Genomic DNA, 26,206 nt, shown 5'->3' on the forward strand with positions numbered 1-26,206 from the left:
AACGGTAATGAGCACCGCAGACAGGCGAAGCAACGAAGAAAGCGAGCGTTTGGCGGGCAGTCTGAATAGGGTATTTCTAAAAATACCCTATTCAAAATTAGACTGTAACCATTAAAACTATTATTTTATGTCTACATTTATCGGTTTAATATCTAATGAAACTTTTACTACACTGTAATCGTCTTTTTGACCGTCTTTATACGTCCAGTAGCCATTCGTTTCTGATGTTTTTCTAAATCTTAGTTCAAATCCTTTGTCACCATTAAAACTATAACTAGATACTTCTTTTATTTTAGCATTATCAACTAAGTTATATGCTAAAAAATTCTTTAAAAATCCATGTGGAGAGAATACTCCTGAGTAAGGCGAAACTTTAGAGTTATAATATTCATATCCTTTTGTTGATGCTTTTAATTTACTTATGTTCAGCTCATTCGTTACTAAATCTACACTATCTCCAGGCGAAATAACTGAAACAATAACATTTTTATAATTGTTCAGCCTATTTTTATTTGTACTGACTTTTGATAAATCAATTACAGTTAATCCTCCGCGACCAACTACATCAACTTGATGTTTATTGTTATTTACAATCATCGCTGTGTCTTCATCAACTCCATAAGCTAACTGGTTTTTCTTTCCTTTTTCATATGCTGTAACAATTAAACGTCCTAACCTAGCTTTCTTATCGAAATGCTGATCAACAATTCCATATTGAAAGAAATTCAAACCTTTTTCTAAGTATACCGGTCCACCTTCTTGTTGTTCCATATCATCATAAAATTTTGTAAAACCATATCTTAAAGCCCCATAACTATCTCCACCAGCTATCATCGTATTACTCATAATAGCAGCACCTGCACTTGTTCCACCTATTACAGCTCCATCTTTATAAATCTTCCAGATCGCATCAAGAACTTTTGAATTTGATTGATTTTCGTTTAATAATGAGGAAGTAATTAATGTCTGATCTCCACCAACAAACCAAATACAATTTAACTTACTTATCTTTTGAACCAATTGCTCATCGTTTTTATTATTTATCCACTTAGATTCGTCTTCTTGTGTACCTTTAAAATCATGATTTGAAATTGGAAGTATTTCGATTGAATCCTTATTAACCCCATATTTAATTAAATCTTTTTTAAAATCATTCGAAGAAGTCAGTTTTGTACTAGCTGCTGGAATGATTCCTACTCTTGCATTTTCAGTTCCTCCTGCAAGTTCAATCAATTTATTATATATTGCACTATTACTGCTTCCCAACGCACCACCGACAATTACTAGATTTCCCTTAATAGATTCTTCAACATTATTATCAGTTAGTTTAAATTCCGACTTCTTAAACTCATTATCTGTATCCTGCTCTTTAAATGTTAATTTTTTAGGATGGATATCCATCGTTACATTCTGAATTGAATAATCATCCCTTTGTCCATCAGTATAGTTCCAGTAACCATTTGTATCTTGAGATTTACTAAAAACAATTTCATACCCTCTGCCCTCTTTATCATATAAATATGAATTTAACGATTGCGTCGAATTATTATCAACAAGCGAGTATGCTAAATAATCTTTTAACTTTCCATAAGGAGTTAAAAGTCCTGTATTTGGTAATGCTTGAAAAGAATAATACTCATAGCCTTTTGTTTCGTATTTCTCTTTCGAAAAATCTAACGTATTAGAATCAAAATGTACCTTGTCACCTGAAGCTAAGTAGCTAAGTTTAATATTTTCTAAACTACCAGTTCTTTTCGCTTCTTTTACATCGATAACTGCTACACCACTGCGACCTAAAACCTCTATCGTTTTCTCTTTGTTGCTCACTACAATTGCAGTATCTTCATCAATTCCATAAGCCAAATTCCCACTATTTTCATACTGAATTGCAGTAATCGCTAATCTAGCGTAACGTCCTCTTTCATCCATGTGCTGATCAATTAAACCATTCTGAAAGAAACCTAATCCTTTTTCAACTGTCAATGGTTCATACTCTTTATCTTCACCTTGGGCTTGATTTTTTTCATAATAACCCTTTAATGCCCCAAGGCTATCTCCTCCTGTAATCATGTTGTCGCTCATTATTGCAGCTCCTGCACTCGTACCTCCTATGACCGCACCTTGACGATAGATATCCCAAATTGCCTGTAAGACTTTTGAATCGATACGATCCGGACGTAATGTATCTACAATACGTAATTGGTCACCACCTACAAACCAAATAGCGGTTAGGTTCTTTATATGGTTTGCTAATTCTGAACTATTAGCATTTCCTTTCCAACTTGTCTCATTTTCATCTGTATCAGAAAAATCATGATTTGATAAAGGCAATATTTCAACTGATTCAGGGCTAACGCCATAATTGATTAAATCGTTTTTAAAGTCATATGAGGATTTTAATTTACTACTAGCAGCAGGGATAATCCCTATTTTCGCCTCTTTATTTCCAGCCAATTTTATAAATTTCTCGTACACTTCTTTATTCGTGGAACCTAGTCCACCACCAACAATCAGAAGATTCCCTTGAATCGATTCTTCTGTACTTTGAGCTCTTACATTTGATAATCCAAGAAATGAAAATGGTAAAACAAAGCTAAGCAAAATTGCAATCAATTTTTTTCTCATTCCATAACCCCTTTACCTAGTTTTTTATTTACTTAGGGTAAAGCAAGTTTTATACCAAAAATATGAAGGTTGTCACAACAATGATTTCATTACATTTCATGCATTTCTATATTAGTATTTGGGTTAATGAATACAACCAATACAAACCAGTTTATGTAGTTTAAAATATTGCATACGACTATTAATTTGTTTTGAACGATACTTACATAAAAATTCTTGTATCTATTAATTTCCCCATTTTTATACTAGGCTACTATCCAAACTACTTCTAATCTATTAAATAATTTTGATGGAATAATATAAAAAAATAACCCTGCTATACACAGAGTTATTTATTTTCATTAACTTACAATGTTGAGTTTATATGCCCATTCCCGATTTAATCTAGAAACAATTTCAACCAACTCATGAGCAGCTGAATTTTTTAAATTTAATCTTATTCATGAAAAAAAGAAATTTGTATTGAACCCATTATTTCCTTGTCTTTAAATTCTTCTTCATCAATATTTTTTAGAAAATGATCTCTCACTTCTATACTTTCATCTAATAAAGTAATGCCATTACTATTTAGCAAGTTTAATAAATTAGTTACACCTATTAACTCGATTTCGAAATTAATTACTATAATTGCGTTAGAAAAAGTCGTGTGATTTGTAACGTATCCAGAACATTTATTAATACTACTTACCACATAATCGATGATTTTGTATCTATTTTCTTTTGTAGTTCCTCTAATTCTCAAGTAATTAGGTATCATTTTTCACCTCTTTACATTAATAAGCCTCAACTTAAACCGATAAACACCTTTAAACAATTTTGAAAAAAATCCAACTCTTTAAAGACACAACGTGATAGAAAATAGGATCATTCTTAATCATGTCTCTTTCGTTTTCCACTGAAAAGAACTACCCATATTGTCTTCAATTCATTTATATAGTTTTTTGTAAATTTTCTTTTAAAAAGTATAAGTATTCGATTCCATCTGCAGTAATCTTTGTTCCAGCTCTTCCTCTCCCTTTTGTTATTAGACCCTTATTCTCCATAACATCTAATCGGAGCCTAATTTGCTGTGTAGATAAATACCTTCCTTTTTCCTCGCTTTTATTTGAAATGAACTCTCTACTTGCTGCTTTACCTAATTCATTACATTGCTTTATCGTCTCAAGAATTGTAATTGACTCTTTTATTTCAAGGACACTTTTTGGAATACTATAATGAGACTTATCCGATTTTAATTGCTGCTCATTCTGTTCATAGCTTGTGTGAGGAAAATCCTTTTGTGTTATCTTATCTCCTTCACACACAGTAAGCATAAAATTAAGAACGGACTTTAATTCCCTAATATTCCCTTGCCAATCCATATTACTCAATGCATACAAAGCATCTTCTTCGATTGATACACGTTTTCCACTTTGTGAAATAAAGTGTTGGACAAGCAATTGAATATCTGTCCTTCTTGAGCGTAAAGGGGGAATAAAAAGATTTAAAACATTTAATCTGTAATACAAATCAGAACGGAATGATCCCTCTGAAATTTTGCGATAGATATCTTTGTTAGTAGCAGCAATGACACGCACATTAATGGGAATAATTTTCCTTCCACCAATTCTACGAATCTCTTGTTCTTGAAGAACTCTCAGTAAATGTGATTGTACATTTAAACTGATATCACCAATTTCATCTAAAAAAATAGTTCCTCCATCAGCAAATTCAAATAGTCCCTTTTTCCCGCCTTTTTTTGCGCCTGTAAAAGTTCCATCTTCATAACCAAATAATTCACTTTCTAACAGGCTCTCAGTAAATGCACTACAATTTATCGCTAAAAAAGGTCCGTTTTTACGAAAAGATTGCTGATGAATGGCGTGTGCAAAAAGCTCTTTACCTGTACCAGTTTCACCCTGTATTAAAATTGGATGTTCTGCTTTTGCAAGTTTCGTAGCTACTCGTTTACATTCAATAATTGATTGATGTTCACCGATGATATCATTAAAATCATATCTAGCGTAAAAACCTTGTTTTCTGAATTCAATCTGAGCTGTTTTTTCAATTTCAAATGCTTGGTTTACACTTTTAAATGTTGCTACTATCCTTTCGTCATCAATATTATAAGTTCGATAAATGACGATATCGACATTATCAATTGAGAAAAATTTGGATGTTTCAGTTCCATTTAAAATAAAGTCTTTTATGTTTTGTTGCTTTATAATTTCGTCTAAATATTTACCTTCATAACGATTGTTTGGTAAATGAAATAAGTCAACAATTCTTTCATTTAATACAGTTATTCTTTTGTATCCATCTATAGCTAAAATGCCATCATCGACTGCATTCACTACACTTTGAATATGCCTATTTATTTTTTTAGCATCTTGTTCTGCATCAATAAGATCTCTATGTAACTCAATAATATTGCGTAAATACTTTTCTGAAATTAAAGTTGCAATATTATCATTAAAATGAAAATAGTCAATGATATGTAAAATGGTGGAGATATCAAAAAGTCTAACCCCTATATCCAATACATCTTTTATATATGTTGGAGTTAAATGCGTTTCACCAGGCGAAACTGCTACATGAATATCCGGATAATAAAGTTGATCACTTTTAAATGGAAAAAACTCCAAATGATTAATACCTAACTGGTATAGGGACTGAATTAGTTCGACAGTCGATTGATAACCATCATTCACTACGAGTACCTTTGTCCCCTCCGCAATCCTCAATAGTTTATCTACATTTTCGTGATTAAGTGTTCTTTTTCCAGCTATGATATGGTTAGCCGTTATCTTTGCATACTTTTCAGCTTCGTATTTTACTTCCTCGGACGAAAAAAGGATAATATCATCCTTAAACTCGTCAGGTACTCCTTCATCAATTGCAAAAGAGTTAATTGTTATATACTCTTCTAGCAATTGAATAAGTTGATTTGTTAAAGCTTGTCTTGTCTTTGTACTCCCAGTTATCAGAGTTAGTGAATTTTTCATGGCTAAATTCCCATCCTATTTGATAAAATTGGTTTTATTATAGCACGATTTAAACCAAAAAGAACCATTTAGAGGGCTAATCATCCTGAATTTTCACAAAAATAAGACATTTAAATTTTGGCACGCTATTTGCTTATAGAAAGATGTAGTCATTTTAATAGCTTTTATGATTTAAAAAATGATGGGGGGAATTTTGAAAACGTTTTAATTTACTAATATTTTACTATTTTCGTTTATTAGCTATTTATTTTAAGGAGATGAATGTATGACACAAATTCAAGCTAAATTAGCACCTAAGACCAATGTCAAGAAAGAACGTAAAATTAATGTCTTTGCACTATTATTGGTAATTTTACTAATCGCAACCATCCTTACTTATATATTGCCTACGGGTGAATACGCACATATAGACGTTGATGGCCATTCAACAGTTGATCCGAATTCATTTAAATCGATTGCAGCAACTCCAGTTGGTTTTTTCGAAATGGTAAAAGCCATTCATTCTGGGATGGTTGAAGCTGGTAATATCATTTTCTTTGTCCTAATAATTGGTGGATTTTTTGGCGTACTAAGTGCTACTGGCACAATCGAAGTATTAATCTCAACGATGGCAAGAAAATTAGCTACGAGAGAAAAGTTATTAATTCCAATTATGATGTTGTTCTTTGCAGTTGGTGGTTCATTAATGGGAATGGCTGAAGAAACACTAGCTTATATTCCACTATTGATTCCTCTAGCTCTTGCTTTAGGATTTGATACAATTACAGGAACTGCAATTGTGTTAGTTGGGGCATCCGCTGGTTTTACAACAGCAATTATGAATCCGTTTACAGTTGGTATAGCTCAAGGGATTGCTGAATTACCTACATTTTCTGGAATGGGATTTCGTCTTGTATTATTCGTAATCGTTTATTTAGTATCTGTTGCATTTATCTACAGATACGCTATGAAAATAAAGAAAAACCCTAATTTAGGATTTTATGGAAAATATTCGATTGAACAAACTAATGAATTACTAACTTCAAAATCTAGACTATCATCTAGACATAAATGGATTTTAGTTGCATTTCTTATAAACTATATTATTTTAGCGTTTGGTGTTATTAAATACCAATGGTATATTACTGAGATTGCTTCTTTATTTGTAATTTTAACAATTGCTATTGGCATAATTGGTAGATTATCAATTGATGATGTTGTTAAATCTTTTACGCAAGGCTCTGCTTCTTTAATTAGTGGTGCACTTATTATCGGTGTTTCACGTGCAATTTTAGTTGTATTAAATCAAGGTCATATCGTTGATCCAATGCTTCACGGGGTTTCTGAAGCAATTAAACATATTCCAGCTTACTTAAGTGTTGTTGGAATGTACAATTTCCAAGCCGCAATTCATTTTATTTTAGCTTCTGGTAGTGGCCATGCAATGTTAACAATGCCAATTATGGCTCCACTTGCTGACCTATTAGGAATTACTCGTCAAACTGCTGTACTATCATTTTCTTTTGCAGATGGAATCGGAAACATCATCTTCCCTACAGCTGGAACGTTAATGGCGGGATTAGCAATCGCAGGGATTCCATGGACAAAATGGGCAAAATGGATTTTCCCATTAGTGTTCATTCAATATTTAATCGGTTTAGCTGCGGTTGTGATCGCACACTTAATAAACTACGGACCATTCTAGTAAATTAACCGAAGATTTAGGAGGAGAATAAAGTTGATAACTTTAATAAAAAACGGGCAAGTATTCACACCACACTCTATCGGCAAAAAGGATCTGCTTCTTGCTGGTGGAAAAATCGAAATGATTAGTGATCATATTCCTATTCCATCCGACTTTTTTTCCTGTAACGTCATAGATGCCTCCGACTCTTTCGTTGTACCTGGTTTTATTGATTCTCATGTACATATCATTGGAGGTGGTGGAGAAGGCGGATTTAAAACACGTACCCCCGAGCTGATGCTGACTAACATTACAAAGGCTGGGATTACTACAGTTGTAGGTGTACTAGGTACAGATGGAACAACAAGAACAATGGAGAGTCTACTTGCAAAAGCTCGCGGTTTAGAAGAAGAAGGGATTACTTGTTATATTCATACTGGCTCATATCAAATTCCTGTTAAAACACTAACAGAATCAATTCAAAGTGATATTATTCTGATTGATAAAATTATAGGTGTTGGCGAAATTGCGATTGCGGATCATCGATCTTCTGAACCAACAATTGAAGAACTTTCAAAAATTGCATCGGCTGCACGTAATGGCGGAATTTTATCTGGTAAAGCCGGGATTTTAGAAATTCATGTTGGTGATGGTAAAGACAAACTTTCACTTCTACATCAACTTGTTGAATGTACAAATATTCCAATTCGTCAGTTTCATCCGACTCATATTAATCGGAATGAAGAGTTATTTAAATCAGGGATTAATTATGCACTTCGAGGTGGTTATGTAGATTTTACGACAAGTACAATTCCACAGTTTTTAGAAGAAGGCGAAGTTAAATGTAGCAAAGGGCTACGCGTTATGCTTGAGGAAGGGGTTCAGATTGAAAACATAACATTCTCTTCTGACGGTCAGGCAAGTCTTCCTTTCTTTGATGAAAATGGAGATTATTTGGGACTACAAATCGGAAAGGTCTCATCTTTATATCAAGAAGTAAGAGATGCAGTAATGGATGAAGGAATTCCATTAGAAGTCGCTTTACAAGTTATTACTAGTAATCCGGCACAAGTTTTAAAGCTATCACACAAAGGTAACATTAAAGAAGGTAACGATGCTGATATTGTTTTATTAAATAAAGATACATTACAAGTTGAAACAGTTCTAGCTCATGGGCTAACAATGGTTGATAATGGAATTCCACTTAAAAAAGGTACATTTGAATAGCATTTAAACACTAGGAGGAATTAATTATGCATCGAAAATTTAAACGATTGATATTACTTACTGTGTTTTTAATATTACCCTTAATAGTATCTACGATTATTTTACCTAATGCTAAGAATGTTGAAGCTGCAGCCGCACCTAAAGTATTTTTAATGGGTGGTGCAATTGATGATAATAATGCTGAAATTTACAATGCTCTTAAAGCAGCAACAGGAAAATCTAACCCAGTCGTTGCAATCGTATGTAGTGCAGCTGCTGATTATGCAACAGCATTGGACGCATACACTAACGATATAACTGGCCATTTATCTTATAAGAATTTGTTTGCTAGTTATGGTTTTACTCCTGTTTTTATTCCGGTAGCAGTAGATAACTATACAACAGAAGCATATAAACAAAGTAATATTGATTTAATTAACTCAGCAGATGTTATTTTCTTTAACGGTGGCGATCAGTCCCGCCATGTAAGAAGTTTACTAAAAGACGATGGAACTCCTACCCCACTCTTTGCTGCAATCCAACAAAGAGCAGCAGCTGGAGCTATTATTTCAGGGACGAGTGCTGGAACCGCTGTTCAAAGTCCTAAAACATATGGAGAAGGTGTCAGTTACGGTTATTTATATTACAATCGTCTAGTGTCTAAAAAAATTAGTGATATATCTTTAGCTGATTCCCTGTATCCTGATAATGGTGGCTACACTACAGGATTTGGTTTTGTAAATGCTGCTATTGATACACATTTCGATGCAAGAGGTCGAATCGGTCGTATATTATTAGCTGAGAGAGATTTAGGTCAAAAAGTAGGTTACGGAATTGATGAAAATACGGCACTTTATCTTAACGGTACAACTGGTAAAGTATATGGTGAACATGGTGTTTTCATTGTCGATTCTACAAATGCAACTTACGGTACTGGTTCATCGTTTACAGCAAATAATGTAAAAGTAAGTTATTTAACAACTGGGGATTCCTATAACACTAGCACAAAAGCAACTACATCAACCAAAACATTAATCACGACTCCTTACTATTCAACTATTCGTGATTCATCTGATATTTTTTCAGCTTATGAAACTACAACAACAATTACGAGATTAGTAGATACAAATGTATCTTATTTATATGGTGATAGTTACGAAACTGGTCCGCAATTTACATTAAAATTTTTAAAGGATTCGAATACAAAAGGTTATTATAAGAATAGTAAATATACAGTTAGCAATGTTGTACTAAGTGTAAATTACTAACTTCAAAATAATAAAAAGAAGATTTACGATTACAGTAAATCTTCTTTTTCAGAGTGTTGAAATATATAACGGTCAATATAAAAGATGCTGTTTTTTTGAATTTGTCATTTGTTTAACTGACTAATCATTTGTTCTAAGTAGAGAATATTTAAATCGTTTTTTATGAATACTTTCATTGAACAATAAGTTGATTGGAGTGGAAGGTGGGAGACAGGAAGAGCAGGAAGAGCAGGAAATGCAGGGAAAGCATCTAGGATATAAATTACTTAGAGGAAATCAATAAAATTCTCTAAAGTCTTTTAATATTTTTTCCTTTCCCCTAGATCCTGCCTTTCCTTGTTCCTGCTCTTAAGGAAAGCGAGCATCCTAAAATGGAAATCAACCTTCTTTTTAACTGAGCCTTATTTTAAAAAAGAATCCTAGATTGTGCACATTTTATGTGTTAAGACTAGGGTTCTTTTTATTATGAATGCTTGTAATTTCATGTATTGTTTTATCGTTAGAACTCGAAAAGAATAAATAATGACGACGTTGTTTGAAGTTGTTGAGAAATCGGTTTAACGGTATAATATAGAATGGGCAGTTTCAACTAACTGCAAGTAGAAATTGTAAGTGAGGTATAAAAATGCAAAGAGTAACACATTGTGTTTTATTAAATGAAAATAATATCCTCCTGCTACAAAAGCCTAGAAGAAACTGGTGGGTTGCTCCTGGTGGTAAAATGGAACCAGGTGAAAATATACGAGAAGCTGTTGTTCGCGAATATCGTGAAGAAACAGGTGTTTATTTGAAAAACCCAAAATTAAAAGGTGTTTTTACAATTATTATAGAAGAAGATGCAAAGGTAGTGAATGAATGGATGATGTTTTCATTTTTAGCTACTGAGTTTGATGGTGAGAATCAAGATGAATGCGAAGAAGGTATTCTTAGCTGGCATTCAGTTGATGAAGTGAAAAAACTTCCAATGGCTGAAGGCGATTATCATATTATTGATTATTTACTAAAAGGAACTGAAATTTTGCATGGTACCTTTGTCTACACACCAGATTTTGAATTATTAAGATACCGATTAAATCCTAGCTAAGCTAAAATTCATAGAAAGGGTTGAGATAAATGCCTACAAGATCACACGTAAAAATGGTTATAATAACTGGAATGTCAGGTGCTGGAAAAACCGTTGTTGTTCAAGCGTTAGAAGATATCGGTTATTTCTGTGTTGATAATCTTCCGCCTGCTCTACTGCCAAAATTTGTAGAGCTGTTAAAGGATCCAGATCACCATACAACAGATAAAGTTGCTCTTGTAATGGATTTACGAGGAAGAGAATTTTTTGATCAATTGGGAAGTTCGTTAGATCAATTAATGACTACTCCTTCAATCATCCCTCAAATATTATTCCTAGATGCAACAGATGCAGCTCTTGTTACTCGCTATAAAGAAACTCGTCGTTCACATCCTCTTTCTCCAACGGGTTCTCCATTAAAAGGAATCGAGATGGAACGTACATTTTTAGCTGAAGTAAAAGGGCGTGCACAATTAATATATGATACTTCAGATTTAAAACCTAAAGTATTAAGGGAAAAAATAATTAAACAGTTCAGAGAGAATGAACAAGAAGGTTTTTCAGTAAACATCCAGTCATTCGGTTTTAAGTACGGTATTCCGATTGATGCGGATTTAGTTTTTGATGTACGCTTTTTACCAAACCCATTTTATATTGAATCAATGCGACCATTGACTGGTCTAGATGAAGAAGTTTCCTCATATGTTCTTAAATTTAATGAGACTACTGAATTTATGCTGAAATTAATTGATTTAATTAGCTTTATGTTACCGCAGTATAAAAGAGAAGGTAAACGTCAATTAATCATTGCAATTGGTTGTACAGGTGGTCAGCATCGTTCAGTTACATTAGCGGAATATTTAGCGAACTACTTTAAAGATCAATATGATACAAATGTAAGCCATCGAGATGTTGAAAAAAGGAGCCATAAGTAATGGCAGGTCAACAATCGAAAATAGTTATTATTGGTGGTGGAACGGGTTTATCTGTTTTAGTTCGTGGGTTGAAAAAACATCCCGTAGATATCACTGCAATCGTTACAGTAGCAGATGACGGTGGAAGTTCAGGTCGTTTACGAGACGAATTGAAAATTCCACCGCCTGGAGACGTGCGAAATGTCTTAGCTGCTTTATCTGATGTAGAACCGATGCTAGAGGAATTATTCCAACATCGGTTTGCAACATCAGGAGACCTTTCCGGTCATTCCCTCGGGAATCTAATGTTAAGTGCAATGACTGCAATTACAGGTGATTTTTACCGAGCGATTATCGAAATGAGAAAAGTATTAAATGTCAGAGGTAAAGTTATTCCGGCTGCTAATCAAAGCGTCGTATTAAAAGCCGAACTAGAGGATGGCACAATCGTTTCTGGGGAATCGAAAATTCCATATTCGGGTAAGAAAATTAAACGAGTATTTTTATCACCAGGTAACGTTGAGCCACTAAAAGAAGCTATTGATGAAATCAAACGTGCTGATTTAATTGTAATTGGCCCCGGTAGTCTATACACGAGTATCCTTCCGAATTTATTAGTTTCTAAAATTGGCAAGGCTGTTATTAATTCAACTGCTAAAAAAGTCTATGTATGTAATGTTATGACACAAGCTGGTGAAACTTTGCATTATACGGCAAGTGATCACGTAAAAGCTTTATATCAGCATCTAGATTCAAGCTTTATTGATACAATTATTGTAAATGAAGGTAAAATGCCTAATAATATTTTAGAACTATATATCGAAGAGCATGCTCAACAAGTGCAACTAGATTTTGATGAGCTGAATAATTTAAATCTAGAAATTGTTCATAAATCAATCGTAAAGTATGATAATAATGTCATTAGACATGATACCGTAAAATTAGCGGAAATATTATGCGATCTAATTCCAACAAAGATTAAAGAATCAAAGAAAAGTAAGTTGTAGAAGGAGGGGGTGATTCAAATGTCCTTTGCATCAGAAACGAAAAAAGAGTTAACGACAATCGAAATCAAAGATTGTTGTTCGAAATCTGAACTATCTTCCTTAATTCGAATGAACGGTTCATTATCATTTGCAAATCGCCAATTTATTGTAGATGTTGTTACTGAAAACGCTGCAATTGCAAGAAGGATCTATGTATTAATTAAACGAGTTTATGATGTGGACGTTGAATTACTCGTTCGTAAAAAAATGCGTCTTAAAAAGAATAATGTTTATATTGTTCGAATTAAAGAAGAGGCACAGCATATTTTAAAAGATCTTTATATAACAGGTGAAGGATTTAGTTTTACAAATGAAATAGCAAAGCAATTAATTGAAAAAAAATGTTGCAAGCGTTCTTATTTGAGAGGTGCTTTTTTAGCGGGTGGATCAGTAAATAATCCAGAAACTTCTTCATATCATTTGGAAATCTTTTCGTTCTATAAAGAACATACAGAAGAAATTTGCCGTCTAATGAATGAATTCGGTCTAAATGCGAAAACATTGGAAAGACGTAAAGGATATATTACTTATTTAAAAGAAGCAGAAAAAATTACTGAGTTTTTAAACATTGTAGGTGCACATTCAGCTCTATTGAAATTTGAAGATATTCGAATTGTAAGAGATATGAGAAACAGTGTTAATCGTCTAGTAAATTGTGAAACTGCGAACTTAAATAAAACAATTAGTGCAGCGTTCAGACAAATTGAAAATATTCGATATATCCAAAGCTCGGTAGGATTAGATATTTTACCACCAAAGCTACGCGAAATAGCGGAACTACGAGTAGAATATGAGGATGTAACGTTAAAAGAATTAGGAGAAATGGTATCGAGTGGTGCGATTAGTAAATCAGGCATAAATCATCGATTACGTAAAATTGATGAAATAGCTGACAAACTAAGAGCAGGCGAACCAATTAAAATAAAATAAAATAAAATAAGTTAAGAGGGAAGAGAAGATGGTTGAGAAAAAAGGAAGAGTACTATTAGAAACTGGGATACAGGCTCGTCCAGCAGCACAATTCGTTCAAGTCGCAACGAGATTTCGTTCAGAAGTATTATTAGAATACAAAGGTAGACAAGTGAACGTAAAAAGTATCATGGGCGTAATGAGTCTTGCGGTACCTTACGGTGAAGAAATAACAATTACTGTTACAGGTGACGATGAAGTTGAAGCAATGGAAGCTATGTTAGACTTTATTGGGGAAGAAATTTAAAACTTTCGAGGTATTCATTTTAAATGAATACCTATTTTTTTTGCTTTAATAAATAAAAAAACTAGCCGAGTCAATTCGGCTAGTTTCGTGTCATTATTTAATTGCTGCAGTATTCGAAATTACTTTATCAATTAATCCATATTCTAATGCACGGTCTGCAGTCATGAAATTATCACGTTCTGTGTCACGCTCAATTGTTTCTAGAGGCTGACCAGTACGCTCTGCAAGAATACCGTTTAATTTATCACGTAAGAATAGAATACGTTTAGCTGCAATTTCAATTTCAGTCGCTTGACCTTGCGCGCCACCTAGTGGTTGGTGAATCATTACTTCCGCATTTGGAAGAGCGTATCTTTTACCTTTTTCTCCAGCTGCTAGTAAGAAAGCTCCCATTGAAGCTGCCATACCAATACAGATTGTAGATACTTGAGGTTTAATGAAGTTCATCGTATCATAAATAGCCATACCAGCAGTAATGCTTCCCCCTGGACTATTTATATATAATGAAATATCCTTTTCTGGATCTTCTGCTGCTAAGAATAATAGCTGTGAAACGATAGAGTTAGCTACGTTATCATCGATTGCACTACCTAACATGATGATGCGGTCTTTTAAAAGACGAGAGTAAATATCATAAGCACGCTCACCACGACTTGTTTGTTCAATAACTGTAGGAATTAAATTCATTTTTTCTCCTCCTTTTTTTAAACAAAAGATTGATTAATTCAATAATACCCTTAAGGTCAGAAAAGGTCAAATAAAAGAGATATTCTATTTAATGTATTTATAAAGCTAAAAGTAATAGACCTTTTTTAACATATTTACTTATGTAATACTTCAACATCATTAACGACTTTTCCTATTATTAAACGTAACTTTATGTAGTTTTTCTTTTGATTAACTGAAATTCTAGTGGAACTGTAGCAAGAGAAGTATTTTCAAGTTTTTTATAAATTAGTTTAAAAGCATTTTCTGCCTGTTCTTTAATTGGGTTATGGATGGTCGTTATGTCTAAAATCTTCGCCATTAAATGATTATCAAACCCTATAATAGCTAAATCACGCGGTACTTCTAATCCTTTTCTTTTTGCTTCAGAAGCAATTCCAGCAGCAACATAATCATTTGAACAGATGATTGCGCTTGGTGGATCATCTAGTTTCAGTATTCGTTGAACGATTTTTTCACCATCTGTACTGGAATAAATATTTGTAAAGTTATATTCTTCGATAATTGGAAGATTATATTTTGTTAATACATCTCTGTATGCCTGTATTCTTCTAAACGTATTCAATCCTTCCATTCTTCCAAACGCATTACTTATCTTTCGATAACCCTTTTGTATTAAATACTCTAATGCCATACAGTAACCAATATATTGGTCTAAATAGACGGAAGGTACGAAATCAGAATCTACTCTTTCTAAAGCGATAATAGGACCGTACTTACTATAAGGTTCAATTTCACTCCATTTTGTCCTACGTATTGTAATAACGATGGCATCGATTTCTTTTCTTCGTAAAGCCTCTAGAGCATCAAGCTCCCCGTCTTTTTCATTTTGGGTCGAATACGTAATCGTCTTATAACCGTATTCATTTGCGATCGAAATAAAGCTATTTATGTATGGTAATAATATTTCATTTATTTCTGGCGTAATAATTCCAATTAAAAAATTTCTGCCTCTTTTTAGTTTCACTGCATTTAAATTTGGAACGTAATCAAATTGCTCGATAACTTTGAGTACCTTTTTTTTGGTTTCTTCTTTAACATATGGATGATTATTTAGGACTCTTGAAACCGTACTTGGTGACACATTTGAAAGTTTAGCAATTTCTTTAATATTTAACATACTTAAGTCCCCTTAAATGTGATCCAGCTTTCTTACTACTACATTATCATAGTAGTCATTGATTATTCCAAAAATTTAATAAAAAATGGTTGACCTGAAATGCATTTCAGAAATTATGATAGCCATGTAAAGAATATAAGAAAAATTGAATAGGAGGAGAACCAAAATGAGTAAGTTTCAATCGACATTTCCTGAAAATTTTTTATGGGGAGGCGCAATTGCTGCAAATCAAGCTGAAGGTGCTTATTTAGAAGGTGGAAAAGGATTAACTACTGTTGATTTACTTCCTACAGGAAAAGAGCGATTTTCATTTATGTTAGGAAAAGTAGATTCACTAAAATTAAAAGATGGTGTTTATTATCCATCACATGAGGCGATTGATTTTTATCATCGCTATAAAGAGGATATAGCCTTGTTTGCAGAAATGGGATTTAAATGCCTGCGATTATCAATTGCATGGTCGAGGGTCTTCCCGAATGGTGACGATGAGATTCCGAATGAAGCAGGTCTTCAATTTTATGATGATGTTTTCGATGAATTGCTAAAATATAATATTGAACCAGTCGTTACGACTTGTCATTTTGATGTGCCGATTCATTTAGTCGAAAAGTATGGTAGCTGGAAAAATAGAGCAATGATCGGTTTCTATGAGAATTATACTAGAACGATATTTGATAGATATAAAAATAAGGTTAAATATTGGATGACGTTTAATGAAATTAATATGCTTTTACATGCTCCATTTATTGGTGCAGGCATCATTGTGAATGAAGAGGAGAATAAGGAACAAGTTCTTTATCAAGCAGCACATCATCAACTTGTGGCAAGTGCTTTAGCTGTAAAAGCTTGCCATGAAATTAGTCCAAATGCTCAAATCGGATGTATGCTTGCAGCGGGAGCAACTTATCCTTATACATGTCATCCAAACGATATATGGGAAGCGATTGATAAAGACCGGGAATCATTCTTTTTCATTGATGTTCAATCAAGAGGCGAATATCCTGGGTACGCCAAACGATATTTTAAGGAAAATAATCTTCAGATCGCTATGGAAAAAGGTGATGAAGAAATTTTAAAAAATAATACGGTAGACTATATTGGTTTTAGTTACTATGCGAGTCGTTGCGCTAGTACCGACCCTGAAGTATTAAGTCAGTTAACAGAAGGGAATATTTTTGCATCTATTAAAAATCCGTATTTAAAAGCTTCGGAATGGGGATGGCAAATTGACCCGAAAGGATTAAGAATTACATGTAATCATTTACATGAGCGTTACCAAAAACCATTATTTATTGTTGAAAATGGACTAGGAGCAATAGACGTCTTAGAGGAAGATGACACAATAAGCGATGATTATCGAATCGATTACTTAAAAGCACACTTCATTGAAATGTCAGAAGCCATTAAAGATGGAGTAGAAATTATTGGCTACACTAGCTGGGGCCCAATAGACTTAGTAAGTGCAGGAACTGGAGAAATGAAAAAACGCTACGGTTATATATATGTAGATAAAGATAATGAAGGTAAAGGCACACTAAGAAGAATAAAGAAAAAAAGCTTTTACTGGTACCAACAAGTCATTCAAGCAAATGGAGAAAATTTATAAGTTCTTCAGCTGACTTTTATACTGACGGAAAAACGCTTGTCTTTCGAGGCACTGAGTTACCATAAAAACTGATGAACACCACAGAAGGCAAGCGTTTATCATCAGTCTGACAACTATCCTTTTACAGCAAAAGAACAATTTAACAAATGAAAAAACAACCTAAATCATTGCGGTCAGAACTTTCAAACGATATAATTAAATACAAGATTTACTAAAAATACAAAGTTCGAGAAATACTTAGTCTTTATTTAGTTTTTATCTATTTGGATCCTGCATTTCCTTGATCCTAGATCCTCAATCCTGCTCTTATGCGTTCGTAGCTCAGTTGGATAGAGCACGAATGAATAAGCTCCAATGAAACAACATCGAGCGCACTTGCCGAGCCACTACTTGTAAACTCCATCTGAGGCAAGGGTTTAAACAGAGTGAATATCAGTTTAAAGTGTAACCGATGGAGATGTTACTTGAGTTACCTACTGAGATTGGGGCGACAAAAAGAGTATATAATTTCTCAAACAAATTAAATCATGCGTTCGTAGCTCAGTTGGATAGAGCATCGGTTTCCGGTACCGTGTGTCGCAGGTTCGAATCCTGTCGAGCGCGCTAAAACAAACTGAAACGAGTGATATTACCTGTTACATCTAACAGCGATTAATATCACTCGTTTTTTTATGTTCTACATCCTTTCGAACTAAGACTAAAGATGTAACAATCTCAATCCAATGATGAATGGGTTTTTCTTACTTTAAATCATATATTTAAAGTAAGAAAAAGGGGGATTTCGAAATGGATACGAATTCTTGGTTCTTAGAGGAAATAGTTAAATTCAATAAAGAGGAAATGGAAAGAGAGCTAAAATATAATGAAACCTACAAGCTTTATCCATCAACCAAAAAGAAACACTGCATCGATTTAAAAATAATTAAATTTTGTTTTTAACTAAAAAATGCTAACATATTGAGCCGTTTGATTGATTAAAGTTTAAAGAAACAAACCAAACGGCTCTTTTTCTTCAAACATTTCCAACTACCTGTATTTCCTATCTTTTAACTCTGCCCTAATTTTTTCCTCTATCTATTTTCAAAAATATATGTTATATTACTAATTGCGATGAGCTAATTTGAGTAAGTCGAGAGATATGCGTAAGCTAAACGCGCGGATGTGGCCGCCCGGTCTCTCGCCTCAAACGCATCAAGACGTCTGCTGCGGCAGGCGTCTTTCTTTTTGCTTATTCCTTTGTGTATAATAGTACATATTAAATTTGAAGGGAATGTTTGTGTGTTAACAATCACTGAATACACTGTAGAAGAAATTAAAGACCCATTTGGTATTATAGAAGGCAATCGTTATGAATTTTTGTTATATATTGACGTGCCAGAGGATGACGAATTATATAATGAAAAAGGGATCTACATAAAAGTACTTTTTGGATTAAATAACGGAGAGTCAAAATTAATTAAATATGATTTATTTGAAACTGAAACGAATAATTATTTAGATTTTGATTTAGAAGAAGATGAAGAAAAAGAAGTGTTCGAATTTTGTAAATCGCATTTAACAACTGAGGATTAATACGTTTTTTTATGATTGTGTTGTTAATCAAAACACACTGAGCTAGAATATAGGCTTTTTAGGCTGATTTATAACACACTATTGAATTTTTATAAACACAGTAGGTAATGTGTTTACACACTTTTAAAACACTACATTACAAATTCGTAATGCAAAAAATATGTTGAATTTTAAAACCTTGATTTTTCAAGGTTTTTTTATTTTGCATTTATAATTTATAGACTTTTTAGAAAATTGGCACATAATTTGCAATACTTAAATTGATTTAACTACTTGTCTAAATAACGCATAGTTCTTTTGTCATTATTTGTAAAAATGTAAGCGTTATATTGACAGGATTATTTAAGTAGGAGGTGGAGAATGAATATCTTATTGGTATGTTCAGCAGGAATGTCAACTAGTTTACTAGTTACAAAAATGGAACAAGCGGCTAAATCAAGAGGGCTTCAAGCAAGAATATGGGCTGTCGCTGGAGATGCTGCAAAAGAAAATTTAGAACAAGCAGATGTATTACTACTAGGGCCACAGGTTCGTTATCTAGCTTCAGAAATGAAGAAGATTGCAGAGCCTAAAGGGATACCAGTAGATATTATTAATCCAGTGCATTATGGGTTGATGAATGGCGAAGCTGTATTAGAAATGGCTATAAATTTGAAGAAATAAAACGGGGTATTTAAAAACTAGAGAGAAAAGAAGGTGTACGAAAATGATGCGTTTTGCTGAGAAGTATATAATGCCTGCAGCGGCGAAGTTTGGAAATCAACGTCATTTGTTAGCGATTCGTGATGCTTTAATTGGCATGATTGCAATTACGATGATCGGGGCTTTTGCGGTACTGATAAATAATTTAGGTGGCGCAATTCATGGCTACGATAAGATGATGGAAACAGTATTCGGTGCAAACTGGAAAACATTAGGTGGAGACATTTGGTGGGGAACGTTTGCGTTCATGACTGTATTTGCTGTAGTTGGTATTGCACATAGATTAGCTCGTTCTTATGGTGATGAAGGTTTTGAAGCAATGCTTGTCGCATTAGCTTGTTATTTTGTACTTGTTCCACAATCTTTAGCTGCAGTATCTGTTACATTAGATGGAGGTAAAACAGCTACAGGTGGTACTTGGGGCCTTGTAAGCTGGAATTCTTTAAACTCTACTGCGTTATTCACTGGTATTATCGTGGCACTAGTTGCAACAGAAATTTTTGTAAGATTAGCTAGAGTAAAACAGTTGGTAATTAAATTACCAGACGGTGTTCCACCTGCTGTATCAAAAGCATTTGCTAAATTATTACCAGGTATGTTAACGATTTTCATCGTCGCATTAGTTGGTTTATTATTTAGATTATACATTTCAGACGGTGTATTCTTTAACGACTGGTTAAATTCAGTCCTTGTAAAACCATTAACTGATGCAGCTGATTCATTAGGATTTGCAGTTGCGATTGCTTTCTTTGTCCATTTCTTCTGGGCTTTAGGTTTACATGGTCCAAATATTTTAGGAGGTATTACAACTCCATTATTAACAACTTTAGGTAACCACAATATTGACTTATATGCTAAAGGTGTTACAGATTTAGATAAGTATTCAGTATTAGCAGGTCCATTCTTAGATGCTTTCGTTTATATGGGTGGTTCTGGTACAACGATTGGATTAATCATTGCGATGTTTATTGTTAACCGTAGACGTCACAAACAGATGATTGCTTTAGGTACCCCTCCTGGATTATTTAATATTAATGAACCAATCATTTTCGGTTTACCAATTGTATTAAACCCAGTTTGGTTAGTACCATTTATCCTTACTCCAATCGTTTTAACAATTATTTCTTATTTAGCTGTTGCTTCACATATTGTATTCCCAGTTGTATCAACGATTCCGTGGGTAACACCACCAATCATTGGCGGATATTTAGCAACGGGTGGTCACTGGAGTGGTGCTCTTTTAGCATTAGTTAACGTTGTAATCTCAATTGTTATTTACCTACCATTCGTTATAGTAGCTGAAAGAATGGAATCTAAAAAATCAACAGAAACTGTAAGTGATAACTCATTAAATCTTTAATAGAATTTGAAGGAGACGAGTGCAAATGCGTACCGACACGAATAATGAACAAATTGCATTTCAACTTATACTTCATTCAGGTAATGCAAAGAGTTTATTAATGGAAGCGATGTATAGAGCTCGCGAGGGGAAATTTGAGGAAGCACGTGAGAAAGTAAAAGAAGCGAATGAAGAACTACGGCATGCTCATCATTCTCAAACCTCGCTAATTCAAAGTGAAGCAAGCGGGCAACAATATAAAATTAATATATTGTTAGTACATGCGCAGGATCATTTAATGAACACTCTTACTACAAGAGATTTAGTTGAGGAAATTATTTACTTGCATGAAAAGACTTCACTAAATAAATGAATGATAAAAAGTGATGTAGATTCAATCTACATCACTTTTTTTATTGCCCATATGCGAAGGAAACAAGATATCAAGTGTATAATTTAAAGTGAGTATTTTTAGTTTTTTTAAAACACTATTATATAGTGTGTTTGTATTTAAACACACTAGCTAAAGAATGACACACTAAAACTTATTTAGAAAATTTATGAAAAAAAACTAACACACTAAGAAAAATAGAGAAAATAGACTTCAATGTTTTAAAAAGAAATAAATTCTTAAATGTCTTACAGAACAAGGCTTGTAAGCTATTAGACAGGTAATTTCTTATAAGAGTTAAAAACTTGGCACGCCATTTGCTATATAAAAGAGTGTACGAATTAAATAATTTGTAGATTGCTTGAGGAATCGTGCTTATAGCGAGCAGTTAAATTTGTAAGCGCTACAACATACTAATACTAGGAGGAATAATAATGAATATTTTATTAGCTTGTTCAGCAGGGATGTCTACTAGTTTACTAGTAACTAAAATGGAGAATGCAGCAAAGGAAAAAGGCATAGAGGCAAAAATTTGGGCAGTATCTGGTGATGCTGCAAAAGATAATTTAGATCAAGCAGATGTACTATTATTAGGACCACAAGTTCGTTATTTAGCTTCGGAGATGAAGAAAATCGCTGAACCAAAAGGGATCCCAGTTGATGTTATTAATCCTGTTCACTACGGTTTAATGAACGGTGAAGCTGTTTTAGAATTAGCACTTAGTTTAAAAAAGTAACAGCAGTAAATTCATAATTAATCACACAAAGGAGTCGTAGAAAAAATGATGAATTTTGTAGAAAAATATATAATGCCAGCTGCAGCAAAGTTCGGTAACCAACGTCATTTATTAGCTATACGTGATGCATTAATTGGAATGATTGCCATTACGATGGTAGGTTCATTTGCCGTATTATTCAATAACTTAGGTGGCGCAATTAAAGGCTACGACAAAATGATGGAATCACTTTTTGGCGTTAAATGGAATACATTAGGTTTGGACATTTGGTGGGGAACACTTGCGTTCATGACTGTTTTTGCAGTAGTTGGGATATCACATAAGTTAGCTCGTTCCTATGGTGATGAAGGTTTCGAGGCAATGCTTGTAGCCTTAGCATCCTATTTCGTATTAGTTCCTCAATCATTAAATACAGTATCTGTTACGCTAGAAAATGGCGAAAAAGCTACAGGTAGTACGTGGGGATTAGTAAACTGGAGCTATACAAATTCAACAGCGTTATTTACTGGAATTATAGTAGCAATTATTGCAACTGAAATATTTATTCGTCTAACAAAGGTAAAACAATTAGTAATTAAATTACCTGATGGTGTTCCACCGGCTGTTTCAAAAGCATTTGCGAAATTATTACCTGGTATGTTAACAATTTTTAGCATTGCACTAGTTGGTTTATTATTTAGATTATATCTATCTGACGGAGTATATTTTAATGACTGGTTGAATTCAGTGCTTGTAAAACCTTTAACGAATGCAGCGGATTCGTTACCATTTGCGATTGGTATTGCATTCTTTATTCACTTCTTCTGGGTACTTGGATTACATGGCCCAAATATCTTAGGTGGAATTACTACTCCTTTATTTACTTCTTTAGGAAATCATAATATTGATTTAGCAGCAAAAGGAGTTTCTAAATGGAGTGATTATAATGTAATGGCTGGTCCATTCTTTGATGCTTTCGTATTCTTAGGTGGTTCAGGTGCAACATTAGGTTTAATTATTGCAATGGTTTTAGTGAATAGAAAGCGTAATAAACAAATGATTGCACTAGGTGGTGCGCCAGGTCTATTCCAGATTAATGAGCCAATTCTATTTGGAATGCCAATCGTATTAAATCCAATGTGGATCATACCGTTTATTGGTACACCAATTGTATTAACAATTACTTCATATTTATCAATTTCATGGGGCTTAGTTCATCCTGTAACAACAAACATTCCATGGGTAACTCCACCAGTTTTAGGTGGATGGCTATCAACTGGTGGACATTGGACAGGTGCAGCTTTGGCAGCAATAAACTTAGTTATTTCAGTAGTGATCTATTTACCATTCGTTGCAATGCAAGAGAGAATGGATGCTAAAAAGATAAGAGAAGCAGCAAATAATCAAAGTGCTGCGATGTAATGCAGTTTGAGGAGGATACGAAATGAGTACTGTAGTGACGATCGAGCAAACAGCATTTCAGTTAATCTTACACGCAGGAAATGCAAAAAGCTCATTAATGGAAGCGATGCAAGCTGCTCGTCAAGGAAATTTAGAAGAAGCACATAGTAAGATTGAAGAAGCAAAGGAAGAATTGAACCTTGCTCATCATGCACAAACTTCACTAATCCAAGGCGAAGCAAGAGGAGAGAAAGTTGAATTAAGTATCTTATTAATTCATGCCCAAGATCATTTAATGAATGCATTAACAATGAGAGATTTAGTAACAGAAATCATTTACTTACATGAAAAACTAAACAAATAAAATAGAAAGAATAATAGAAAAGTAGTTTTGAATATCCAAGCTACTTTTCTTCTTAAAGAGCTTGTATAGAACACTACGTTTTTTTAACAAATCTTTTTTAGCAGAACTTAAAAATATAAGGAGTGAAGAGGATGAGAAACGGTATTAAAATAGCAACAATTGGTGGCGGTTCAAGTTATACTCCAGAGTTGGTTGAAGGATTTATTAAACGATATGATGAACTACCTGTAAGAGAATTATGGCTTGTAGATATTGAAGAAGGTAAAGAGAAACTTGAGATTGTAGGGAACCTTGCTAAACGTATGGTAGAAAAAGCAGGAGTACCGATGGAAATCAACTTAACACTTGATCGACGCGCTGCTCTGAAAGATGCTGATTTTGTTACAACTCAATTCCGCGTTGGCTTACTAGAAGCTCGTATGAAAGATGAGCGCATCCCTTTAAAATACGGTGTAATAGGACAGGAGACTAATGGTCCTGGTGGATTATTTAAAGCACTTCGTACAATTCCAGTTATATTAGATGTCGTGAAAGATATGGAAGAGCTATGTCCGAATGCATGGTTAGTTAACTTTACGAATCCAACTGGTATTTTAACTGAGGCGATTTTGCGCTATACAAACTTCCGTAAAGTGGTTGGTTTATGTAATGTTCCAATTCATATTCATATGAATATCGCCAAAGGTTTAGGAGTTGAGCCAGAACGTGTTCATATTGATTTTATGGGATTAAATCATATGGTTTACGGAACGAAAGTATTATTAGATGGTGAAGATGTAACAAGTCGTGTTGTAAGTGAGTTTGCACGCCCTGCTGAAAGTATGACGATGCAAAATATTAAAGCAATGGATTGGAATCCTGATTTTATTGAAGCTTTAGGTGCGATTCCATGTCCGTACCATCGTTACTACTATCAATCGAAAGCAATGTTAGAAGAAGAATTAGAAGCAGCGAAAAAAGACGGTACTCGTGCTGAAGTCGTAAAAAAATTAGAGGAAGCACTATTTGAATTATATAAAGATCCTAATTTAAATATTAAGCCACCACAATTAGAAAAACGTGGAGGAGCTTATTATAGTGATGCAGCTTGTCGACTAATTTCTTCTCTATATAACAATAAAGGTGATATTCAACCAGTTAATACAATGAATAATGGCGCTATTGCATCGATTCCAGATGACTGTGCAGTTGAAGTAAGTTCTGTTATTACAAAAGATGGTCCAAAACCACTTTCAATGGGGGATTTACCAATTGCAGTTCGCGGATTAGTTCAACAAATTAAATCCTTTGAACGAGTTGCTGCAGAAGCTGGTGTAACAGGTGATTATAAAACAGCATTGCTTGCAATGTGTATCAATCCATTAGTAGGATCGGATCATTTAGCAAAAGAAATTCTAGATGAAATGTTAGAAGCTCATAGAGAGCATTTACCTCAATTTTTTAAGAATGAAAAAGTAGTAGCAAACTAAATTAATTAAGAGAGGGATGTAGCTCTAAGTATGAGTACATCCTTTTCTTCATCTACTAAAATAAAAGGGGAGATATAGATGACGAAGCTAATTGTAAACGCTGATGATTATGGATATTCAAAAGGTGTAAATTACGGAATTATAGAAGCTCATATAAATGGAATCGTTAATTCAGCAACTATGATGATGAATATGTTTGCTGTTGAGCATGGAGTTGAATTAGCAAAAGCATATCCAACATTAGGTTTAGGAGTTCATCTTGTATTAACAGCTGGTAAGCCTGTATTAGCCGATTTAGAAACGATTGTAGATGAAAATGGCGTTTTTCATAAACAAAGTTTTTGGAGTAATCAGCCAACAGTCAATCTAGATGAAGTTGAAAAAGAGTGGGATGCACAGATTCAGAAGTTCTTATCGTTTGATTTGAAGCCTACACATCTAGATAGCCATCACCACATACATATGCTACCGATTCTACAACCCGTTATAGCGAAACTATCTCAAAAGTATGAATTACCAGTGCGCATTTCTGAAAACCACCAAATAGATGGTATAACACCTTTTACTGATCAATTATTAACTGATTTTTATGGAAGTGACATTCCTTTAAACTATTTCGAGACAATTAAAGAGAGAATAAATAAAGGTGCAGAGTCAGTGGAAATTATGGTGCATCCCGCACTAATCGATAACCATTTGAAGAATGGAACTTCTTACTGCTTTGAACGTTTAACAGAACTAGACATTTTAACGAATGCAAAACTTCCAGAGGGTGTTCAGTTAGTAAAATATTAAACATGAATGAAAAAAAGCCG

The 26,206-nt window shown here is 33.7% G+C and carries 24 protein-coding genes and 1 tRNA gene; 20 read left to right on the plus strand and 5 right to left on the minus strand.

The genetic code is table 11. From position 1 onward, the window contains the following. Nucleotides 1-120 precede the first annotated feature (120 nt). The 3 genes from B7R67_RS09280 to B7R67_RS09290 all read right to left on the minus strand — a co-directional run bounded on the left by B7R67_RS09280 (nucleotide 121) and on the right by B7R67_RS09290 (nucleotide 5,609). The gene (locus tag B7R67_RS09280; RefSeq protein ID WP_088069739.1) at nucleotides 121-2,625 is read right to left on the minus strand and encodes a cyanophycinase; all 2,505 of its coding nucleotides are present in this window, start codon (nucleotides 2,623-2,625) and stop codon (nucleotides 121-123) included. A gap of 436 nt (nucleotides 2,626-3,061) precedes the next feature. Further along, nucleotides 3,062-3,382, minus strand: a complete 321-nt coding sequence (locus tag B7R67_RS09285; RefSeq protein WP_088069740.1) for a hypothetical protein — start codon at nucleotides 3,380-3,382, stop codon at nucleotides 3,062-3,064. 172 nt (nucleotides 3,383-3,554) lie between these two features. After that, complete coding sequence (locus tag B7R67_RS09290; RefSeq protein WP_088069742.1) at nucleotides 3,555-5,609, minus strand: sigma-54 interaction domain-containing protein; 2,055 nt, start codon at nucleotides 5,607-5,609, stop codon at nucleotides 3,555-3,557. 265 nt (nucleotides 5,610-5,874) lie between these two features. Here B7R67_RS09290 and B7R67_RS09295 point away from each other — a divergent pair, with 265 nt between their 5' ends. From B7R67_RS09295 to B7R67_RS09330, 8 genes are all read left to right on the plus strand, one after another. Beyond that, nucleotides 5,875-7,293, plus strand: coding sequence for a YfcC family protein (locus B7R67_RS09295; protein ID WP_088069744.1), 1,419 nt, complete (start codon nucleotides 5,875-5,877; stop codon nucleotides 7,291-7,293). A 33-nt stretch (nucleotides 7,294-7,326) separates the two neighbouring features. Further along, complete coding sequence (iadA, locus tag B7R67_RS09300; RefSeq protein ID WP_088069746.1) at nucleotides 7,327-8,499, plus strand: beta-aspartyl-peptidase; 1,173 nt, start codon at nucleotides 7,327-7,329, stop codon at nucleotides 8,497-8,499. 26 nt (nucleotides 8,500-8,525) lie between these two features. After that, nucleotides 8,526-9,746 (plus strand): cyanophycinase, encoded by a 1,221-nt coding sequence (locus B7R67_RS09305; protein ID WP_088069748.1) that lies wholly within the window; start codon nucleotides 8,526-8,528, stop codon nucleotides 9,744-9,746. 625 nt (nucleotides 9,747-10,371) lie between these two features. Further along, nucleotides 10,372-10,830: an NUDIX hydrolase gene (locus B7R67_RS09310; protein WP_088069750.1), complete on the plus strand. Its 459-nt coding sequence runs from the start codon at nucleotides 10,372-10,374 to the stop codon at nucleotides 10,828-10,830. A 29-nt stretch (nucleotides 10,831-10,859) separates the two neighbouring features. Beyond that, nucleotides 10,860-11,744, plus strand: a complete 885-nt coding sequence (rapZ, locus tag B7R67_RS09315; RefSeq protein ID WP_088069752.1) for an RNase adapter RapZ — start codon at nucleotides 10,860-10,862, stop codon at nucleotides 11,742-11,744. After that, entirely contained in the window at nucleotides 11,744-12,730 is a 987-nt protein-coding gene (locus B7R67_RS09320) for a gluconeogenesis factor YvcK family protein (RefSeq protein ID WP_088069754.1), read from the plus strand. The genes rapZ and B7R67_RS09320 overlap by 1 nt, the downstream gene beginning before the upstream one ends. Before the next feature lie 18 nt (nucleotides 12,731-12,748). Beyond that, nucleotides 12,749-13,699, plus strand: coding sequence for a DNA-binding protein WhiA (gene whiA / locus B7R67_RS09325; RefSeq protein WP_088069757.1), 951 nt, complete (start codon nucleotides 12,749-12,751; stop codon nucleotides 13,697-13,699). 28 nt (nucleotides 13,700-13,727) lie between these two features. Continuing rightward, the gene (locus B7R67_RS09330; RefSeq protein ID WP_088069759.1) at nucleotides 13,728-13,985 is read left to right on the plus strand and encodes an HPr family phosphocarrier protein; all 258 of its coding nucleotides are present in this window, start codon (nucleotides 13,728-13,730) and stop codon (nucleotides 13,983-13,985) included. A gap of 93 nt (nucleotides 13,986-14,078) precedes the next feature. Here the strand turns inward: B7R67_RS09330 and clpP are convergent, their stop codons facing one another. Both clpP and B7R67_RS09340 read right to left on the minus strand, forming a co-directional pair. Beyond that, nucleotides 14,079-14,672, minus strand: coding sequence for an ATP-dependent Clp endopeptidase proteolytic subunit ClpP (gene clpP, locus B7R67_RS09335; protein WP_088069761.1), 594 nt, complete (start codon nucleotides 14,670-14,672; stop codon nucleotides 14,079-14,081). 190 nt (nucleotides 14,673-14,862) lie between these two features. After that, nucleotides 14,863-15,831, minus strand: coding sequence for a LacI family DNA-binding transcriptional regulator (locus B7R67_RS09340; protein ID WP_088069763.1), 969 nt, complete (start codon nucleotides 15,829-15,831; stop codon nucleotides 14,863-14,865). A 166-nt stretch (nucleotides 15,832-15,997) separates the two neighbouring features. On the opposite strand from B7R67_RS09340, the gene B7R67_RS09345 reads away from it, so the two are divergent. The 12 genes from B7R67_RS09345 to chbG all read left to right on the plus strand — a co-directional run bounded on the left by B7R67_RS09345 (nucleotide 15,998) and on the right by chbG (nucleotide 26,186). Further along, a complete protein-coding gene (locus tag B7R67_RS09345; protein ID WP_088069765.1) occupies nucleotides 15,998-17,437 on the plus strand; it encodes a 6-phospho-beta-glucosidase in 1,440 nt (479 codons plus the stop codon). 529 nt (nucleotides 17,438-17,966) lie between these two features. Beyond that, a tRNA-Arg gene (locus B7R67_RS09350) sits at nucleotides 17,967-18,040 on the plus strand. A 183-nt stretch (nucleotides 18,041-18,223) separates the two neighbouring features. After that, the gene (locus B7R67_RS22080) at nucleotides 18,224-18,376 is read left to right on the plus strand and encodes a hypothetical protein (RefSeq protein WP_158095059.1); all 153 of its coding nucleotides are present in this window, start codon (nucleotides 18,224-18,226) and stop codon (nucleotides 18,374-18,376) included. A gap of 339 nt (nucleotides 18,377-18,715) precedes the next feature. Continuing rightward, the gene (locus B7R67_RS09355; protein WP_088069767.1) at nucleotides 18,716-19,009 is read left to right on the plus strand and encodes a DUF6509 family protein; all 294 of its coding nucleotides are present in this window, start codon (nucleotides 18,716-18,718) and stop codon (nucleotides 19,007-19,009) included. A 360-nt stretch (nucleotides 19,010-19,369) separates the two neighbouring features. Then, nucleotides 19,370-19,672, plus strand: coding sequence for a PTS sugar transporter subunit IIB (locus B7R67_RS09360; protein ID WP_088069769.1), 303 nt, complete (start codon nucleotides 19,370-19,372; stop codon nucleotides 19,670-19,672). Between the two features lie 43 nt (nucleotides 19,673-19,715). Then, entirely contained in the window at nucleotides 19,716-21,071 is a 1,356-nt protein-coding gene (locus B7R67_RS09365) for a PTS sugar transporter subunit IIC (protein WP_088069771.1), read from the plus strand. A gap of 25 nt (nucleotides 21,072-21,096) precedes the next feature. After that, nucleotides 21,097-21,423 (plus strand): PTS lactose/cellobiose transporter subunit IIA, encoded by a 327-nt coding sequence (locus B7R67_RS09370; protein WP_088069773.1) that lies wholly within the window; start codon nucleotides 21,097-21,099, stop codon nucleotides 21,421-21,423. 452 nt (nucleotides 21,424-21,875) lie between these two features. After that, nucleotides 21,876-22,178, plus strand: coding sequence for a PTS sugar transporter subunit IIB (locus B7R67_RS09375; protein WP_088069774.1), 303 nt, complete (start codon nucleotides 21,876-21,878; stop codon nucleotides 22,176-22,178). Nucleotides 22,179-22,223: 45 nt separating this feature from the next. Continuing rightward, a complete protein-coding gene (locus B7R67_RS09380; protein WP_088069776.1) occupies nucleotides 22,224-23,579 on the plus strand; it encodes a PTS sugar transporter subunit IIC in 1,356 nt (451 codons plus the stop codon). 22 nt (nucleotides 23,580-23,601) lie between these two features. Continuing rightward, a complete protein-coding gene (locus B7R67_RS09385) occupies nucleotides 23,602-23,922 on the plus strand; it encodes a PTS lactose/cellobiose transporter subunit IIA (RefSeq protein WP_088069778.1) in 321 nt (106 codons plus the stop codon). 131 nt (nucleotides 23,923-24,053) lie between these two features. After that, on the plus strand, nucleotides 24,054-25,391 hold the full coding sequence (locus B7R67_RS09390) for a 6-phospho-beta-glucosidase (RefSeq protein WP_088069779.1): 1,338 nt from the start codon (nucleotides 24,054-24,056) through the stop codon (nucleotides 25,389-25,391). A 78-nt stretch (nucleotides 25,392-25,469) separates the two neighbouring features. After that, entirely contained in the window at nucleotides 25,470-26,186 is a 717-nt protein-coding gene (gene chbG, locus B7R67_RS09395; protein ID WP_088069781.1) for a chitin disaccharide deacetylase, read from the plus strand. Nucleotides 26,187-26,206: the final 20 nt, after the last annotated feature.

Source organism: Gottfriedia luciferensis (assembly GCF_002156865.1).
Taxonomy (GTDB): domain Bacteria; phylum Bacillota; class Bacilli; order Bacillales; family Bacillaceae_G; genus Gottfriedia; species Gottfriedia luciferensis.

Bases quoted from the DNA above. Each gene is read 5' to 3' on its own strand.
- B7R67_RS09370 (WP_088069773.1), top strand. From the start codon at position 21,097: ATGCGTACCGACACGAATAATGAACAAATTGCATTTCAACTTATACTT.
- B7R67_RS09375 (WP_088069774.1), top strand. From the start codon at position 21,876: ATGAATATTTTATTAGCTTGTTCAGCAGGGATGTCTACTAGTTTACTA.
- B7R67_RS09360 (WP_088069769.1), top strand. From the start codon at position 19,370: ATGAATATCTTATTGGTATGTTCAGCAGGAATGTCAACTAGTTTACTA.
- B7R67_RS09280 (WP_088069739.1), bottom strand. From the start codon at position 2,625: ATGAGAAAAAAATTGATTGCAATTTTGCTTAGCTTTGTTTTACCATTT.
- B7R67_RS09340 (WP_088069763.1), bottom strand. From the start codon at position 15,831: ATGTTAAATATTAAAGAAATTGCTAAACTTTCAAATGTGTCACCAAGT.
- B7R67_RS09330 (WP_088069759.1), top strand. From the start codon at position 13,728: ATGGTTGAGAAAAAAGGAAGAGTACTATTAGAAACTGGGATACAGGCT.
- rapZ (WP_088069752.1), top strand. From the start codon at position 10,860: ATGCCTACAAGATCACACGTAAAAATGGTTATAATAACTGGAATGTCA.
- B7R67_RS09365 (WP_088069771.1), top strand. From the start codon at position 19,716: ATGATGCGTTTTGCTGAGAAGTATATAATGCCTGCAGCGGCGAAGTTT.
- B7R67_RS09390 (WP_088069779.1), top strand. From the start codon at position 24,054: ATGAGAAACGGTATTAAAATAGCAACAATTGGTGGCGGTTCAAGTTAT.
- B7R67_RS22080 (WP_158095059.1), top strand. From the start codon at position 18,224: ATGGATACGAATTCTTGGTTCTTAGAGGAAATAGTTAAATTCAATAAA.
- B7R67_RS09290 (WP_088069742.1), bottom strand. From the start codon at position 5,609: ATGAAAAATTCACTAACTCTGATAACTGGGAGTACAAAGACAAGACAA.
- chbG (WP_088069781.1), top strand. From the start codon at position 25,470: ATGACGAAGCTAATTGTAAACGCTGATGATTATGGATATTCAAAAGGT.
- B7R67_RS09310 (WP_088069750.1), top strand. From the start codon at position 10,372: ATGCAAAGAGTAACACATTGTGTTTTATTAAATGAAAATAATATCCTC.
- B7R67_RS09295 (WP_088069744.1), top strand. From the start codon at position 5,875: ATGACACAAATTCAAGCTAAATTAGCACCTAAGACCAATGTCAAGAAA.
- B7R67_RS09305 (WP_088069748.1), top strand. From the start codon at position 8,526: ATGCATCGAAAATTTAAACGATTGATATTACTTACTGTGTTTTTAATA.
- B7R67_RS09320 (WP_088069754.1), top strand. From the start codon at position 11,744: ATGGCAGGTCAACAATCGAAAATAGTTATTATTGGTGGTGGAACGGGT.
- B7R67_RS09385 (WP_088069778.1), top strand. From the start codon at position 23,602: ATGAGTACTGTAGTGACGATCGAGCAAACAGCATTTCAGTTAATCTTA.
- B7R67_RS09285 (WP_088069740.1), bottom strand. From the start codon at position 3,382: ATGATACCTAATTACTTGAGAATTAGAGGAACTACAAAAGAAAATAGA.
- whiA (WP_088069757.1), top strand. From the start codon at position 12,749: ATGTCCTTTGCATCAGAAACGAAAAAAGAGTTAACGACAATCGAAATC.
- B7R67_RS09345 (WP_088069765.1), top strand. From the start codon at position 15,998: ATGAGTAAGTTTCAATCGACATTTCCTGAAAATTTTTTATGGGGAGGC.
- clpP (WP_088069761.1), bottom strand. From the start codon at position 14,672: ATGAATTTAATTCCTACAGTTATTGAACAAACAAGTCGTGGTGAGCGT.
- B7R67_RS09380 (WP_088069776.1), top strand. From the start codon at position 22,224: ATGATGAATTTTGTAGAAAAATATATAATGCCAGCTGCAGCAAAGTTC.